Origin of the sequence: Streptomyces sp. NPDC051214 (assembly GCF_040682375.1) — a bacterium.
Taxonomy (GTDB): Bacteria; Actinomycetota; Actinomycetes; order Streptomycetales; family Streptomycetaceae; genus Streptomyces.
On sequence record NZ_JBFBAT010000001.1, the window covers coordinates 553,389 to 568,983 of the forward strand.

Annotated in this window: 14 protein-coding genes; 8 read left to right on the forward strand and 6 right to left on the reverse strand. The window is 70.9% G+C overall.

Annotated features, from left to right (window positions below; all coding sequences use genetic code 11):
* Positions 1-94 precede the first annotated feature (94 nt).
* Positions 95-1,354: an MFS transporter gene (locus AB0M70_RS02555; protein ID WP_365815511.1), complete on the reverse strand. Its 1,260-nt coding sequence runs from the start codon at positions 1,352-1,354 to the stop codon at positions 95-97.
* Positions 1,351-2,019, reverse strand: coding sequence for a helix-turn-helix domain-containing protein (locus tag AB0M70_RS02560; RefSeq protein WP_365815513.1), 669 nt, complete (start codon positions 2,017-2,019; stop codon positions 1,351-1,353). The genes AB0M70_RS02555 and AB0M70_RS02560 overlap by 4 nt, the downstream gene beginning before the upstream one ends.
* Positions 2,020-2,267: 248 nt before the next feature.
* Between AB0M70_RS02560 and AB0M70_RS02565 the strand changes: the two genes are divergently transcribed.
* Positions 2,268-3,089: a PPK2 family polyphosphate kinase gene (locus AB0M70_RS02565; RefSeq protein ID WP_365816263.1), complete on the forward strand. Its 822-nt coding sequence runs from the start codon at positions 2,268-2,270 to the stop codon at positions 3,087-3,089.
* 139 nt (positions 3,090-3,228) lie between these two features.
* Complete coding sequence (locus AB0M70_RS02570) at positions 3,229-4,872, forward strand: GMC oxidoreductase (protein ID WP_365815515.1); 1,644 nt, start codon at positions 3,229-3,231, stop codon at positions 4,870-4,872.
* Between the two features lie 57 nt (positions 4,873-4,929).
* Here the strand turns inward: AB0M70_RS02570 and AB0M70_RS02575 are convergent, their stop codons facing one another.
* The 4 genes from AB0M70_RS02575 to AB0M70_RS02590 form a co-directional block, all read right to left on the reverse strand.
* Positions 4,930-5,409 carry a carboxymuconolactone decarboxylase family protein gene (locus tag AB0M70_RS02575; RefSeq protein ID WP_365816265.1) on the reverse strand — a complete coding sequence of 160 codons (480 nt, stop codon included), beginning with the start codon at positions 5,407-5,409 and terminating at the stop codon, positions 4,930-4,932.
* A 5-nt stretch (positions 5,410-5,414) separates the two neighbouring features.
* Entirely contained in the window at positions 5,415-6,494 is a 1,080-nt protein-coding gene (locus AB0M70_RS02580) for a dihydrodipicolinate reductase (protein WP_365815517.1), read from the reverse strand.
* 104 nt (positions 6,495-6,598) lie between these two features.
* Positions 6,599-7,114, reverse strand: coding sequence for a lytic polysaccharide monooxygenase auxiliary activity family 9 protein (locus AB0M70_RS02585; RefSeq protein WP_363207405.1), 516 nt, complete (start codon positions 7,112-7,114; stop codon positions 6,599-6,601).
* A 149-nt stretch (positions 7,115-7,263) separates the two neighbouring features.
* On the reverse strand, positions 7,264-7,806 hold the full coding sequence (locus AB0M70_RS02590) for an FABP family protein (protein WP_365815519.1): 543 nt from the start codon (positions 7,804-7,806) through the stop codon (positions 7,264-7,266).
* A 216-nt stretch (positions 7,807-8,022) separates the two neighbouring features.
* On the opposite strand from AB0M70_RS02590, the gene AB0M70_RS02595 reads away from it, so the two are divergent.
* From AB0M70_RS02595 to AB0M70_RS02620, 6 genes are read left to right on the forward strand one after another with little or no spacing between them, the layout of a single operon-like run.
* Positions 8,023-9,048, forward strand: coding sequence for an iron chelate uptake ABC transporter family permease subunit (locus AB0M70_RS02595; protein WP_365815521.1), 1,026 nt, complete (start codon positions 8,023-8,025; stop codon positions 9,046-9,048).
* A 2-nt stretch (positions 9,049-9,050) separates the two neighbouring features.
* A complete protein-coding gene (locus AB0M70_RS02600) occupies positions 9,051-10,085 on the forward strand; it encodes an iron chelate uptake ABC transporter family permease subunit (protein WP_365815523.1) in 1,035 nt (344 codons plus the stop codon).
* Positions 10,086-10,089: 4 nt separating this feature from the next.
* Entirely contained in the window at positions 10,090-10,941 is an 852-nt protein-coding gene (locus tag AB0M70_RS02605; protein WP_365815525.1) for an ABC transporter ATP-binding protein, read from the forward strand.
* A gap of 47 nt (positions 10,942-10,988) precedes the next feature.
* The gene (locus tag AB0M70_RS02610; protein ID WP_365815527.1) at positions 10,989-12,683 is read left to right on the forward strand and encodes an ABC transporter ATP-binding protein; all 1,695 of its coding nucleotides are present in this window, start codon (positions 10,989-10,991) and stop codon (positions 12,681-12,683) included.
* Positions 12,680-14,521 carry an ABC transporter ATP-binding protein gene (locus AB0M70_RS02615; RefSeq protein ID WP_365815529.1) on the forward strand — a complete coding sequence of 614 codons (1,842 nt, stop codon included), beginning with the start codon at positions 12,680-12,682 and terminating at the stop codon, positions 14,519-14,521. The genes AB0M70_RS02610 and AB0M70_RS02615 overlap by 4 nt, the downstream gene beginning before the upstream one ends.
* On the forward strand, positions 14,521-15,588 hold the full coding sequence (locus AB0M70_RS02620) for an iron-siderophore ABC transporter substrate-binding protein (RefSeq protein WP_365815533.1): 1,068 nt from the start codon (positions 14,521-14,523) through the stop codon (positions 15,586-15,588). The genes AB0M70_RS02615 and AB0M70_RS02620 overlap by 1 nt, the downstream gene beginning before the upstream one ends.
* Positions 15,589-15,595: the final 7 nt, after the last annotated feature.

A 15,595-nucleotide genomic window follows, 5' to 3' on the forward strand; every position in this document is an offset into this window, starting at 1 on the left:
CGGCCCCTTCCCCCGATGTCCCCGATGCCCCCGATGTGCTTCGCGCTGTTCATCGTAGAGCGCGGCCCGTGCGAGGACCGGGTTTTCCTGGGCCCTAGACCGGCACGGCGTCTTCGGCGGGTTCGGGCAGCTCCCGGGTGCTCGGTACGGGTGACGGCAGGAGCCACAGGATGGCTAGGACCGCTCCCGCCGTGCCGATCCAGAGCGTGGGGCGCAGGCCGACGGCCGTGCCGAGGACGCCCGCGGTCAGCGCCCCCAGCGGGCGGAAGCCGTGGTTGAGGGTGCGTTGGGCGCCCATCACCCGGGAGCGGATGGCGGAGGGGATGAGCGCCATCTGAAGCGACCCGGCGGCGACATCGATGACCATCACGCCGACACAGCTGAGGAATTCGGCGACGAAGAGCGTGGTGACGATCAGCGGCAGCGGGCCGTCCGCGAGGGGGATGAGCACCAGCGGCAGGGTGAAGCCGACGGAGCCTACGATGATCGACGGTCCGATGCCGAAGCGCCGTACGACCCGCCCGCTGTATACGGCGCCCAGCAGTCCGCCGACGGCCCCCGCGCCGAGTATCGCGCCCAGAACGCCTGCGCTCAGGCCGAGTTCGACCGTCACGTACAGCACGAAGAGCGTGTGGAACATGTAGTTGAAGAACTGGATCGTGCCCGACCAGGCGAAGAGCGCCCGCATGGTCGGCTGCCCGAAGACCCAGCGCAGTCCCGCCGTGAAGTGGCCCTTGGTGACCAGCGCCGGTGCGGGCTCGACCGGCTTGATGCGGGCCAGCTGGCGCGCCGAGACCAGGTAGGTGAAGGCGTCGGCGAACAGGGCGAAGGGAGCGGTGAGGAGCTGCACGAGCAGCCCGCCCGCTCCGGGCCCGGCCAGCCAGGACATCGAACGGCTGCCGTGCACCAGGGAGTTGGCCTGCACATAGCGCTCGCTCGACACCAGCGCCACGAACAGCGTGGCGTTGCAGGCGTCGAAGAGTACGGTCAGCGCGCCGATGCCGAAGGCGGTCACGTAGAGCTGCCCGAGCGTGAGGACGTCGAGCAGATAGGCGACCGGAAGCGTCAGGAGCAGCGCCGCGCGCGCCAGGTCGGCGGCGATCATGGCGTACCTCCGCCGCGCCTGCCGGTCGGCCCAGGCGCCGAGCGGGATGTTGAGGAGGAGCGCGGGCAGCAGTTCGGCGGTCTTGAGCCAGCCCATCTCGGCGGCGTCGGCGCCGAGGGCCAGGACGGCGGCGAGCGGAATGGCGATCAGTGAGATCTCGTCGCCGATGAGCGAGACGGTCTGCCCGGTCCAGTAGCGCCGGAAGGTCCGCTCCCGCAGCAGCTCGGGTATGCGCTCCCGGAGCTTCATGCCTCGGCCTCCGCGCCGTCACCCTCTCCAGCCGCGCCCGGGACTTCGTCCGGGATCTCCCGGTCGACGAAGCCGAGCCGCACCATGCTGACGGGGAGTGCGCCCTCGGGGCGCAGGGCGGGGTCGCTCTCGCGGTCCTCGTAGGGCTGCAGCAGCGCGTCGATGCGCTCGCCGATGCCGGTCAGCTCCTCGGGGGTGAGGTGGAGGAGCGAGTCGCTGAACTGTTCCGCCTCGCGCCAGGCGCGCGGCAACAGGTGGCGCTGCTCCATCGCCCGGACGGCCCGCTCGAAGTACCGCCGGGCGACCGCCGCGCTCAGCGCGTCCGACGCCTCGGCCACGGACGGGTCCTCGCTGTAGCCGGGCCAGTCGGTGAACCGCGCGGTCGCCTGCCACGGCTTCTCGCGCCCCCGGCCCCCCGGCGCCTCCTCGACGAGCCCGTACTTCGCCAGTATCCGCAGGTGGTACGAGCAGCTGGCCACGGACTCGCCGGTCAGCTCGGCGGCCCGGGTGGCCGTGAACGGTCCGCTCCGCCGCAGCAGGCCGACCAGGGCCATGCGCGTCGGGTGGGCGTAGGCACGCAGGGCACGGGGGTCGGTGAGGTGAATGCTGCGCTCGGCGGTCCCTGGGCTCTGTTGGTCTTCAGGGGTCTCCGGGGTCTCGTCCATGATGTAAAGCTATCTTTAGAAAGAAACCTTTACAAGGCTTCCACGGGCTTCGCCGGAGCCCCGATCCCGCTGGCGGGTACCCGGCCCCTGACCCACCATCGAGGGACACCGGAGGAAGGGACCGCCCCGTGGCCAAGGACAAGAAGGACCCGAAGAAGAAGAACCAGAAGGACGACAAGGGCAAGAAGAAGCACGGGGGCAAGAAGGCCAAGACGAGCCCCACCCCGCCGCTCAGCGAACTCCTCCGCATCCCCGAGGGCGAGCGCGTCAACCTCGCCTCGTACGCCGCCGACGCGACTCCCGGAGGGCCGGTGGACAAAGCCGCGGGAGTGCTGGCCACCGCCCAGATGGGCGAACGGCTCGCCGACCTCCAGGAGAGGCTGCACGCGGCGAGCACCGCCGGCGACCGCCGCCGCGTCCTGCTGATCCTGCAAGGCATGGACACCAGCGGCAAGGGCGGTACCGTCAAGCACGTCATCGGCCAGTTCAATCCTTCCGGTTGCCGCGTCCGTGCCTTCAAGACGCCCACAGCCGAGGAGTTGAGCCACCCCTTCCTCTGGCGCATCACGCAGGCGCTCCCCGTGCCCGGTGAGATCGGCATCTTCGACCGCTCGCACTACGAGGACGTCCTGATCGCCCGCGTACGCGAACTGGTCCCGCCCAGCGACCTCGGCCGCCGCTACGGCAGGATCAACAACTTCGAGCAGACCCTCGCCGACGACGGCGTCACCGTCATCAAGTGCTTCCTGCACATCTCGTACGAACAGCAGCGCCGCCGCCTGCTCGAACGGCTCGACAACCCGGACAAGCACTGGAAGTTCAGCCCGGGGGACATCGAGGAGCGCGCCGTGTGGCCCGCCTACCAGGAGGCGTACGAGATCGCGCTCGAGCGCTGCTCCACGGCGGACGCCCCGTGGTACCTCGTCCCGGCGGACCGCAAGTGGTACCGCAACTGGGCGATCAGCCGCCTGCTGCTCGAGCACCTGACCGCACTCGATCCGCAGTACCCGAAGGCGGACTTCGACGTCGCCGCGGCGCGCGAGCTGCTCGCGGGCGAAGGTGCCGCATAGGGCGGCACGTAGGCACAAGATCGGACATTAAAGATCACTGCGACAAGATCGGGCAGAAGTTACTTCTAGGTATGCCGTGACTTAGTGCGCCACTAGCAGTAGAACTCGTTCCCATTCCTACGAGAGTGAGGAACGTCACATGAGTGGCACCACCACGCGTTCTGACGGTTCCGGAGGCGTTTCACGCCGAAGATTCATAGCTGGAACCAGTTCTATTCTCGGCGTCGCGTCTCTTGCGACGCTCGCCCCCGCGACCCAGAGTTACGCCGCGGCAGCGGCGGGCCCCATCGGCGACGGGGCCCGCGTCCCCGTGCTGATCATCGGCACCGGGTACGGCGGCTCCGTCGCCGCCCTGCGCCTCGCCCAGGCAGGCGTCGACGTACACATGGTCGAGATGGGCATGGCCTGGGACACCCCCGGATCCGACGGCAAGATCTTCGCCCACACGACCTCACCCGACGGCCGTTCCTACTGGCTGCGCACCAAGACCAAACAGCCCCTGAGCAACTTCCTCGGCTTCCCCATCGACAAGGACATCCCCCGCTACACCGGAATCCTCGACGCCGAGGACATGGGCGGCATCCTCGTCTACCAGGGCCGCGGGGTCGGCGGCGGCTCCCTGGTCAACGGCGGTATGGCGGTCACGCCCAAGCGCGAGAACTTCGGCGCGGTCCTGCCCTCGGTCAACGCCGACGAGATGTATTCCACCTACTATCCGCGCGCCAACGCCGGTCTCGGCGTCAGCACCATCGACCCCGCCTGGTTCGACAGCGTCGACTGCTACCAGTACTCCCGGGTCGGCCGTAAGCACGCCCAGCGTTCCGGCTTCCCGTTCGTCTTCGTGCCCGGTGTCTATGACTGGGACTACATGAAGCAGGAGGCGGCCGGAACAGTCCCCAAGTCGGCGGTCGCCGGTGAGATCCTCTATGGCAACAACTACGGCAAGAAGTCACTCCAGAAGACCTACATCGCCAAGGCCACCGCGACCGGAAAGGTCAGCATCTCCGCGCTGCACAAGGTCACCACGGTCAGCCCCGCCTCCGGCGGCGGCTACACCGTCGTCATCGAGCAGCTCGACACCAGCGGCACCACCACCGCCACCAAGACCGTCACCGCACAGAAGGTGTTCTTCGCGGCAGGCAGTGTCGGCACCAGCAAACTGCTCGTCAAACTGAAGGCCACCGGCGCGCTCCCCCGGCTGAACGCAGAGATCGGCAAGGGCTGGGGCGACAACGGCAACGTCATGTGCGGCCGCGCCAACCACATGTGGGACGCGACCGGCAAGGTGCAGTCGTCCATCCCCACGGCCGGCATCGACAACTGGGCGGCGGGAGGAGCGTTCGCCGAGGTCGCGCCGCTGCCCACCGGCATCGAGACCTACGCCTCGTTCTACCTCTCCATCACCAAGAACCCGAACCGTGCCGCCTTCTCGTGGAACGCGGCGGCGAACAAGGTCGAGCTGAACTGGCAGACGGCCTGGAAGCAGCCGTCCATCGACGCGGCCAAGACCATCTTCGACAAGATCAATTCAAAGGAGGGGACGATCTACCGCACCGATCTTTTCGGCACGTACAAGATCTGGGGCGACCATCTCACCTACCACCCGCTCGGCGGCGCCGTCCTGAACAAGGCGACCGACAACTACGGGCGCCTGCACGGCTATACGGGCCTGTACGTCATCGACGGCTCGCTGATCCCCGGCAACACGAGCGTCAACCCGTTCGTCACCATCACGGCGCTCGCCGAACGCAACATCGAGAAGATCATCGCCACGGACGTGTAGCACCACGTATGTGCAGCACCATGGGTGCGTAGCACCGTGGGTGTGTAGCAACCTCCCTCAGTGGCCGGGGAGTACGCAGACCGCGTCCAGGCCCAGCACGTGGTTGAGCCGGCCGAAGGCCAGCCAGGAACCGATGCTCATGCTCAGCTCCACGATCTCGCGCTGGCTGTAGTGCGCGGTCATCCGCTTCCAGAACTCCTCGTCAAGGCCATGGTGATCCAGGGCGTACCGCTCGGCGTACTCGGCGGCAAGGCGTGTCCGGTCGTCGAAGGCGTCGGTGGTGCGCCACTGGGTGACCGCTTCGGCGAACTCCTCCTCGACCTTCTCGCCCTCGCGCTCGGTGCGCCAGTCGAGGCAGAACAGGCACCCGTTGATCTGCGCGACCCGCAGCCGCGCGGCCTCGAACTCCCGCAGCCCCAGGGTCGTGTGCTCGTACACCGACAACGAGAAGTTCGCCGCGGCCATGCCGATCCCGGGCACCATCTCACCCCACACGTACCCGATCGGCTCCTGCCCCTCGGGGATGTCTATGTGCATCGAGCTCATTGCTTGCTCCTTCCGAGCTTGCCGGTCGCGGGGCGCAGCGGGACATCGAGCGCGTCGTACAGGCCGGGGTCCCTGTCCACGAGCCAGTCGATGGCGCCGACCAGACGGCCGACCGCGGTGGCGTTGCCGCCCGCCGACCGGTTCTCCCCCTCGTCGGTGGCCTCGACCGTCACCTCGATGCGGGGACGGCCCTCGATGATCACGCGGTGCGCCCCGGCGCCGTCGGGCGGCGTGGGCCAGTCCGGTGCGCAGGACGGGTGGATGCGAGTGACGTGCTCGATGACGATGCGGGGCTCGCCCCCGACGATGCCCTGCACCTCGAAGCGCACGGCGCCCTGGGTGCCGGCCTCGAAGTCGCCCATCGTCCTGGTGCTCACCGCGGTGTCGAGTGCGCGGCGCTCCAACGTCTCGCGGATGTCGTCGAGTTCGACGCCGAGCGCCCTGGCCATCAGCCGGATCTGCCCGCCCCACACCATGGTCGGAACGGTCTCGGCGAGCATCAGGGGCTGGTAGTCCATCGGGTGCCCCATGCCGATCAGGTGGCGTACGGAATCCTCCTGGTCGTACGTGGAGTAGTCGAAGATCTCCTGGCAGCGGATCCCGTCCACGGTGCTGCCGAGTCCGCTGACGAGGAGCGGCAGGATGTCGTTGCCCCAGCCGGGGTCGACGCCGGACACGAACAGGGAGCCGCCGCCGTCCGCGACGGCGGCCAGGAGCGGGTCCCGCAGCTCGGGCGGGGCGTTGCGCTGGTCGTAGAGCGCGTAGAGGGCGGGGGTGACGACGACGGCGCCGGCCCGGATCGCCCGGCCGACGTCCTCCAGGGCCTCGTCGGGGCGGATGTCGCCGGAGGCCGCGTACACCACGGCCCGGGGCGACGCCGCGAGGACCGCGTCGATGTCGTCGGTCGCCGTGACGCCCAACTGCCCCTGGAGACCGGCGAGGTCGGCCGCGTCGCGGCCGACCTTGTCGGGACTGTGGACGAGCACGGCCGTGAGCTTCAGCGCCGGGTGGGCCTCCACGGCGCGTATGGCCGCTCGGCCGACGTTTCCGGTACCCCAGACCACCGTGGAAATCATGCGCGGAGGGTAGCCAGAGGGCGTATCACTTCATAGGGCCATGACCGGAGAAATTTCCAGCGCGAGCAGCCACCCGCCCGCCCCGAAGAGCAAGCGGCAGTGCGCTAACGGATGTTGACGTCGATGCACGCGTAGAAGGCGTTGGACGTGTCGCCTATGTTCCAGACCGCGAGCACCTTGTGCCTGCCGGTGGCGCTGCCGAGGTTGACCTGGTGCGAGACGGTGGTGGGGGGCTGCTGGTTGCCGCCGTCGATGGTGGCGACCTTCCTGCCGTCGACGAAGTACTCGTAGTTCGCGGTGCGGTGGCGTGCGGTGAAGGTCCAGGTGAAGGTCTGCGTCCGGCTGACGTCGCTGACCCGCCACCCCTTGCTGTCGTTGTCGAGTTCCGCGAACCGGGCGTTGCCGCCGCTGCAGCTGCGCAGGCCCTTGGGTCCTTCGACGCTCTGCGGTTCCCACTTGATCTCACCGCACGCCACCGTGCCGGCGGCGCACTGCGCCTGCCGGCTGGCCGGTGCGTTGACGTATCCGTGCGCGCTGGCCGAACCGGTCGGCAGGGTGAGGGCGAGGACCGGTGCGAGGCCCGCACCGATCATGGCGGCGATCTTCCGCTTCCTGTGCATGCGTACTCCTTCACGGCGCTGAGGTGGGGGTGTGCGTGAAGTGCTGGGGCCAGATGTTCACGAGGGCCGATTAGTCCAGACCATAGACTTCGGCGGGACTCGGTCAAGGCCCCTTTTGCGCCAGGTACGTGCGACAGGAGAGCCGCGGTCTACGCCGTGCGGCGCAGGCGTGCCGAGAGGTGGTGCTGGAGCGGTTGGCCGACCGCTTCGAGGTCATGGACGAAGGTGAGCCGGCCGTCGTCGGTGAGCGTGTAGCGGCGGCGGGTCGCCTGGACCTCCTTGGCGGTGGGGGTGCGCGCCACCTCGCCGGTGGAGAGGTCGATCGTGCCTCCCGTCGCCCGGCCCACCGCGATCTCCGCGATACCGGTGGGCTGGGTGATCAGCGCCTCAACGCGGCCGTCGGGCTGCAGCCGCCACCAGCCGCTCTCCCGCGCGGACGGCCGCAGCGGTGCGTCGTCCGCGTCCAGGAGCCAGGCCCGTGCCTCGTAACGGAGGAAGGGGCGGCCGTCGTGGCTGAAGGTGACTTCCTGGGCGTAGGTGAAGTCCGCGTCGAGGGTCGGGTATTCACCCTGGCCCCGGCCGTGCCAGGTCCCAAGGAGACCGAGCACCGGCGCGAGCAGCGCGTGCGGCGTCGGCGCCTCGTCCGGCCGGTGGCCGTCGGGGTACGGGTGCTCCGGTGCGGGGTCGAACACGGTGTGCGCTCCAGGGTCGGGGGCCGATGCCAGGAGAAGCCTAGGGGGCCGCGGGACCGTGGACCGGGATGCGGCGGCAGCGCCCGGGACCCTCCCCGGCGATGGCCGAAAAGTTAGGGTAACCTAATCGCCCGGCCCGGCTTCGGCGCTCAACGCGTCCCGCACCACGCCCAAGTCCCGCCGCTTCCAAGGGAGTTGGCTGTTGGAGACCGTAAGGTGACGGAGAGCAAAAAGCTGCGACCGGCCCTTCTCGTGGCTCTGCTCTGCACCGTCCTCGCCGCGCTCTGCGTGCTGTCGCTCGCCGTCGGCGCCGCCGCCATCGCCCCGGACCAGGTCGTACGGGCGCTCTTCGGGCACGCACCGAGCCGGCTCGTGGAGAACATCGTCTGGTCGGCACGCGTGCCCCGTACCGCGCTCGGCCTCGCGGCGGGCGCCGCCCTCGGCATCTCCGGGGCGCTCATGCAGGCCCTGACCCGCAATCCGCTCGCCGACCCGGGCATCCTCGGCGTCAGCGCCGGTGCCTCCTTCGCCATCGTGCTCGCCGTAGGGGTGATCGGGATCGGCTCGTTCCACGGGTACGTCTGGTTCGCCTTCGCGGGCGCTCTGGCGGCGAGCGTCCTGGTCTACGCCCTCGGCAGGCTGGGCCGCTCCGGCCTGACGCCGGTCAAACTGGCCCTCTCCGGCGTCGCGGTGACCTCGCTGCTCTCCTCCCTCACCAGCGCGATCGCGCTCACCGACCCCGACGCCCTGGACCGCTACCGCTTCTTCTCGGCGGGTTCGATGGCCGACCAGGACGGTGCGACCGTCCTGCGGATCCTGCCGTTCATCGCCGTCGGCACGGTCCTCGCCCTGGCCTGCGCACCCGCGCTCAACAGCCTGGCCCTGGGCGACGACGTGGCGGCCTCGCTCGGACGGCGGCTCGGCCTCGTCCGGCTCCAGGGCGTCGCCGCGGTCACGCTCCTGACCGGCGCGGCGGTCGCCATGATCGGCCCGGTCGTCTTCATCGGGCTGATCGTCCCTCATATGGCGCGCGTGCTGGCCCAGTCGGCGGGCATCGGCCCCGACCAGCGGTGGCTGCTGCCGCTGTCGGCGGTGCTCGCCCCGTGCCTGCTGCTCGCCGCCGACATCGTCGGGCGGGTCGTCGCACGGCCCACCGAGATCCAGGCGGGCGTCATCGTCGCCTTCATCGGCGGCCCGTTCTTCATCGCCATGGTCCGCCGGCGCCACCTGGCGGAGGTATGAGCATGAGCACCTTCCGGCTGACGGTGCCGCCGGTCTCCGGGATCATCCGCCCCCGGCTCGTGACGCTGGGCGCGGTGCTCGCCGTCACCGCCTTCCTGCTGTTCTGCTGGGGCCTGTCGATCGGCGACTACCCCATCGCCCTCGCCGATGTCGTGCGCGCCCTGGCCGGCTCCGGCGACCCCGGCACCGTACTCGTCGTCCAGGAACTGCGGCTGCCCCGCGCCCTGGTGGGACTGCTCGCCGGGGTCGCCTTCGGGATCTCCGGCGCGCTGTTCCAGACCATGACCCGCAATCCGCTGGCCAGCCCCGACATGATCGGCCTGACGCAGGGTGCGGGCACCGCCGTCGTCGCGGGCATCGTCCTCGGCTGGGACGGCGGACTCGGCACCCAGGCGCTCGGACTGCTCGGCGCGCTGACCACCGCGCTCGTCGTGTACGCCCTGGCCTGGCGACGCGGTGCCACCGGCTACCGCATCATCCTGGTCGGCATCGGGGTGGCCTGGATCTGCACCAGCGCCACCGACTACCTGGTCGCCAAGGGCGGGCGCTTTCAGGCGCAGGCCGCCCTCGGCTGGCTGGTCGGCAATCTCAACGGGCGTACGTGGGGCCAGGTCGGGCCCCTCGCGATCGCGCTCGCGGTGCTGTTGCCGACGGCGCTGCTCCTGGGCCGGCTGCTGCGCACCCTGCAGCTCGGCGACGACGTGGCCACCGGGCTCGGCACCCGGGTGCAGCCGGTGCGCCTGGCCGTGCTGCTCACCGGGGTCGGCCTCGTCGCCTTCGCCACCGCGTCCGCCGGGCCCGTGGCCTTCGTCGCGCTCGCCGCACCCCAGATCACCCAACGCCTCGCCCGCACCGCGTGGCCGCCCACGCTCGCCTCGGGCCTGACCGGTGCCGTGATCGTCCTCGGCGGCGACCTCCTCGCCCGCACCCTCGTCACCGGCACGGAACTGCCGGTCGGCATCGTCACCGGCGTGCTGGGCGCGCCGATCCTGCTCTGGCTGCTCGCCCGCGCGAACCGCGCGGGTTCTGGAGGTTGATCCCATGGCGGCTGACTCCCTGTCGACCGACCCCGGTCCCGGCCCCGCCGAGGCCGCCGACGTGGACCTGCGGGCCGACGGCCTGCGCCTGGCGTACGGCAACCGGATCGTCGTGGACGGACTCGACCTGTCGGTCCCGCCGGGCCGCATCACGGCCATCGTCGGCGCCAACGCCTGCGGCAAGTCCACCCTCCTGCGCGCCCTGGCCCGGCTGCTCGCGCCCCGCGAGGGCACCGTCCACCTGGACGGCCGCGCGCTGCACTCCATACCCAGCCGCGAGCTGGCCCAGCGTCTGGGCATCCTGCCCCAGAGCCCGGTCGCCCCGGAGGGCCTGACCGTCGTCGACCTGGTCAACCGCGGGCGCTCACCGCACCAGACCTGGTGGCGGCAGTGGTCGAAGTCCGACGAGCGAGCCGTGCACGAAGCGCTGGCCGCGACCGGCATGACCGACCTCGCGGACCGTCCCGTCGACGAGCTCTCCGGCGGGCAGCGCCAACGCGCCTGGATCGCCATGGCGGTCGCCCAGGGCACCCCCGTCCTGCTCCTCGACGAGCCGACGACCTACCTCGACCTGGCGCACCAGATCGACGTGCTCGACCTGATCATCGATCTCAACCGGCGCGAGCACCGCACCGTCGTGATGGTCCTGCACGACCTCAATCAGGCCTGCCGGTACGCCGACCACGTCCTGGCCATGAAGGCGGGGCGGATCGCGGCCGAGGGCTCCCCGGCCGAAGTGATCACCGCCGACCTCGTCCGGGACGTCTTCTCCCTGCGATGCCGCATCACGCCGGACCCCGTCAGCGGAACCCCGCTGGTCATTCCCATGGGACGTCACCACGGAGAATCGACTTAGGGTAGCCTCACCTAGATTTATACTGTCCGGCCCTGGAGAGGTGGCGGGTGAGTTCCTCAAGTCCGTCGGGGCGGGACGTCCTGAGAGAGTCGATACGGGGCCGGCGGCGCGATGTCGCCGTCGGCTCGGTGCTGGGTTCCGGGCACCAGATAGGCGAGGCGCTCGTCCCCGTCCTGATCGGTGTCGCGATCGACCAGGCCGTCACCGACTCCGACACCGGCGCCCTGCTCATATGTCTCGGCGTCCTCGCCGTGGGCTACGTGGCGCTCGCGCTGAGCTTCCGCTTCGGCGCCATGGCCGGTGAGCGTTCCGCCGCCGTCGCCGAGCACACCCTGCGCGTCTCCCTCGTACGCCGCATCCTGGACCCCGGCGGCGGGGCCGAGGAAGGCCGGCTGCCCGGCGCCCTCGCGAACATCGCCACCGAGGACGCCAAGCGGGTCGGCGCCGTCAACATGGCCCTGATGTCCGGAATCTCGGCGCTGACCGGCATCCTCACCTGTGCGGTCGTCCTGCTGCGCATGTCGCTGACGCTCGGCCTCGTCGTGCTGCTCGGCACACCGGTGCTGCTCTGGCTCGGGCACCTTCTGAGCAAGCCCCTCGAAAGCCGCAGCGAGGCCGAGCAGGAGCGGGCGGCGCACGCCTCCGCCGTCGCCGCCGACCTGGTGACGGGCCTGCGGATCCTCAAGGGCATCGGCGGCGAGTCGGCCGCCATCGCCCGCTACCGCACCACCAGCCGCGACTCCCTGGGCGCCACCCTGAAGGCGGCGCGCGCGCAGGCCTTCCAGAGCGGAATGGTCCTCGCGCTGACGGGGTGCCTGATCGCGGCCGTCGCGCTGGTCGGCGGCAGGCTCGCGGCCCAGGGCAGCATCAGCCTGGGCGAGCTGGTCTCGGCGGTGGGGCTCGCGCTCTTCCTCCTCGGCCCCCTCGAGGTGCTCGCCTGGGTCAACGCCGAGTTCGCCCAGGGCCGGGCGTCGGCAGCACGGATCGCGGAGGTCGTCGGCACCGAGCCCGTCGTCACCGCCGGGGACCGGAGTCTGCCCTTCCCGGTGCGCGGAGCGGTACGGCTGGACGGCGTACGGCACGGAGGGCTGCGCGGAGTGGACCTGGACGTCGCGCCCGGCGAACTGCTCGGCGTGGTCGCGACGGACCCCGCGCACGCAGCCGACCTGCTGCGCTGCCTGGCCCGGCGGACCGACCCGGAGACCGGGACCGTGGAGCTGGACGGCATCCCCCTGCGGGACCTCGACCCCGCCGAACTGCGTACGGCGATGCTGGTCGCCGAACACGACGCGGACCTCTTCGAGGGCACCGTCCGCGACAACGTCACGGCCGCCGCGGCCGACGCCACCGACCCGGAGCAGGCCATGGCCGCGGCCGGCGTCACGCAGGTCGCCCGGACGCTGCCGGACGGCGAGCACACGCCGGTCGGCGAGCGCGGTCGCTCGCTCTCGGGCGGGCAGCGCCAACGCGTCGCCCTCGCCCGAGCACTGGCCGCCGAGCCCCCCGTCCTGGTGGTCCACGATCCGACCACCGCGGTGGACGCCGTGACCGAGGCCGGCATCGCGGCCGGGGTCCGCGAGATCCGCAAGGGCCGCACCACGGTCCTGGTGACCACGAGTCCCGCGCTCCTCTCGGTCACCGACCGGGTGGTCCTCCTGGACGAGGGGCGGGTCATCGACACGGCCCCGCACGCAGACCTGATCCAGCGTCATGAGGCCTATTGCACGGCGGTGTTGGCATGAACGAGACCTCGGCCGAGCAGCACACGGACACCCGCGAGCTGCTCCCCACCGCCACCGCACCACGCACCCGCGCCGCGGTCCGCGAACTGGTGCGCCCCTACCGCGGCCTGGCGGCCTGCGGCTTCGGAGTGATGATCGCGGCGACCGCCGTGGGCCTCCTGGTCCAGCCGCTGCTCGGCCGCATCGTCGACCTGGTGGCCGAGCAGCGCCCGGCGGGCGACCTCACCCTGCCGGTCGTCCTGCTCGTCCTGGTCGCCCTCGTGCACGGCGGGACCACCTCGCTCGGCCTGACGCTCGTCTCCCGGCTCGGCGAGACCGTGCTCGCGCAGCTGCGCGAACGGTTCGTGGAGAAGGCCCTGCGGCTGCCGCTGGAACAGGTGGAGAAGGCCGGGGCCGGAGACCTCACCGCCCGGGTGACCCGGGATGTGTCGGTGGTGGGCGAGGCGGTGCGCAGCGCCCTGCCCGAACTGGCCCGCTCCCTGCTCGCCATCCTCCTGACGCTGGTGGCGATGGCGGCCCTGGACTGGCGTTTCCTGGTCGCGACCCTCCTCGCGGTGCCCATCCAGGCGTCCACCGCCCGCTGGTACGTCCGCCACGCCGTTCCGCTCTACGCCCAGCAGCGCATCGCCACCGGGGCCCAGCAGCAGCAGCTGCTGGACACCATCGCCGGCGCGGGCACGGTGCGGGCCTTCCGCATCGAGGAGGAGCACACCGCGCGGGTGACCCGACGCAGCTCGACGGCGGTCGAGCTGAAGATGCGCGGCATCCGGCTCGTCCTGGACTTCTACAACCGGCTGCACGTCGCCGAGTACGTCGGCCTCACCGCGGTCCTGGTCACCGGCTTCTTCCTGGTCCGCGCCGACTCGGTGTCCATCGGCACCGCGACCGCCGCCGCGCTCTACTTCCACAGCCTCTTCACGCCGGTCAACTCCGCGCTCGTCCTCCTGGACGATGCACAGTCGGCGACCGCCTCGCTCGCCCGCCTGGTCGGGGTCGCCGACGAGACGACCTCCGAGCCCGCCGCCACACCGCTGACGCAGCCCGGCACGGAGCCGGCCGGCACCGTCACCGTGATCGGCATCGACCACGAGTACGTCCCCGGCCAGCCCGTCCTGCAAGCGGTGGACCTGAAGCTCCGGGCCGGGGAACGCGTGGCGCTGGTCGGCCCGAGCGGCGCCGGCAAGACGACCCTGGCCAAACTCGTCGCGGGGGTGCACCGGCCGACCTCCGGATCGGTGCACCTGACCGGCGCCCGGGGCCGGGGCGACGGCCTTCCGGTCGCCCTGGTCACCCAGGAGACGCATGTCTTCGCCGGGCCGCTCGCGGACGACCTGCGCCTCGCCCGTGCCGACGCCACCGACGACGAACTGCGCACGGCGCTGACCGACGTCGAGGCCATCGACTGGGTCGATGCCCTGCCCGACGGCCTGGACACCGTGGTGGGCGACGGAGGCCACCGCCTCACCTCCGCCCAGGTCCAGCAACTCGCCCTGGCCCGGCTGATGCTGGCCGATCCGCCGGTGGCCGTGCTCGACGAGGCGACCGCCGAGGCGGGCAGCACCGGCGCGCGGCTCCTGGAGAAGGCCGCGGACCGGGCGGTCGAGGGACGCACCGCGCTGATCGTCGCGCACCGCCTGACCCAGGCCGCGACCGCGGACCGGATCGTCGTCATGGAGGACGGCCGGATCGTGGAGAGCGGCACCCATGACGAACTGCGCGCGGGCTCGGGGCCCTACGCCTCGCTGTGGCAGGCGTGGTCGGGCACCCGTACCGCGAGCGACAAGACCCCCACGCAGCATGCCGGCACCGACACCACCACCGTGAAGGACGACGACTGATGCTCGGCTCTCCCAGACGCGCAGGCCGCCTCGCGACCGCGCTCGCCTCCGCACTCCTCCTCATCGCCACCGCCACCGCCTGCGGCTCGGGAGACGACTCCGACGCGGGATCGGAGGACGCCGCGCCCGCGAACGGCGCCTTCCCGGTGTCCCTCGCGCACAAGTACGGCAGCACCACCGTCAAGGCCGAGCCCAAGCGCATCGTCACCGTCGGCCTCACCGACCAGGACGCCGTGCTCGCCCTGGGCAAGGTGCCGGTCGGCACCACCGAGTGGCTCGGCGGCTACAAGGGCGCCGTCGGCCCCTGGGCCGCCGACAAGCTCGACGGTGCCAAGGCACCGACCGTCCTGAAGGACACCGGCACAGGACCGCAGACCGAGAAGATCGCGGCGCTGCGCCCCGACCTGATCCTCGCGGTCTACGGCGGCCTCACCAAGGAGCAGTACACGACCCTGTCGAAGTTCGCCCCGGTGGTCGCCCAGCCGAAGGAGTACAACGACTTCGGGGTCCCGTGGCAGCAGCAGACCACGACCATCGGCAAGGCGCTCGGCCAGGAGGCCAAGGCGAAGAAGCTGGTGACGGGCGTCGAGGCCGAGTTCAAGACCGCGGCCAAGGAGAACCCGGAGTTCGCGAAGTCCAGTGCCGTGATGGCCACTCCGTACGAGGGGATCTTCGCCTTCGGCAGCCAGGACCCCCGCTCCCGCGTGCTCACCGGCCTCGGCTTCACCCTGCCGGGCGACCTGGACAAGGTCATCGGCGACGAGTTCGGCGCCAACATCAGCAAGGAACGCACCGACCTGCTGGACACCGACGCCATCGTGTGGATCGCCACGGACCCCGCGAAGGACGAGGCCAAGCTCGACAAGAACGCCCTCTACGCTGACCTGGACGTGGCCAAGGAGGACCGTGAGGTCTACGTGGCCGAAGCGAGCGACTACGGAAACTCCGTCTCCTTCGTGTCGGTCCTGAGCCTGCCGTACATGCTGGAACGCCTGGTGCCGCAGCTGGCGTCGGCCGTCGACGGCGACAGCGCGACCAAGGTGAAGCAGCACGCCGGGAGCCAGTGAACGTATG

Coding starts and splice junctions, on each gene's coding strand:
- AB0M70_RS02555 (WP_365815511.1), bottom strand. CDS start 1,354: ATGAAGCTCCGGGAGCGCATACCCGAGCTGCTGCGGGAGCGGACCTTC.
- AB0M70_RS02560 (WP_365815513.1), bottom strand. CDS start 2,019: ATGGACGAGACCCCGGAGACCCCTGAAGACCAACAGAGCCCAGGGACC.
- AB0M70_RS02570 (WP_365815515.1), top strand. CDS start 3,229: ATGAGTGGCACCACCACGCGTTCTGACGGTTCCGGAGGCGTTTCACGC.
- AB0M70_RS02575 (WP_365816265.1), bottom strand. CDS start 5,409: ATGCACATAGACATCCCCGAGGGGCAGGAGCCGATCGGGTACGTGTGG.
- AB0M70_RS02580 (WP_365815517.1), bottom strand. CDS start 6,494: ATGATTTCCACGGTGGTCTGGGGTACCGGAAACGTCGGCCGAGCGGCC.
- AB0M70_RS02585 (WP_363207405.1), bottom strand. CDS start 7,114: ATGCACAGGAAGCGGAAGATCGCCGCCATGATCGGTGCGGGCCTCGCA.
- AB0M70_RS02600 (WP_365815523.1), top strand. CDS start 9,051: ATGAGCACCTTCCGGCTGACGGTGCCGCCGGTCTCCGGGATCATCCGC.
- AB0M70_RS02605 (WP_365815525.1), top strand. CDS start 10,090: ATGGCGGCTGACTCCCTGTCGACCGACCCCGGTCCCGGCCCCGCCGAG.
- AB0M70_RS02615 (WP_365815529.1), top strand. CDS start 12,680: ATGAACGAGACCTCGGCCGAGCAGCACACGGACACCCGCGAGCTGCTC.
- AB0M70_RS02620 (WP_365815533.1), top strand. CDS start 14,521: ATGCTCGGCTCTCCCAGACGCGCAGGCCGCCTCGCGACCGCGCTCGCC.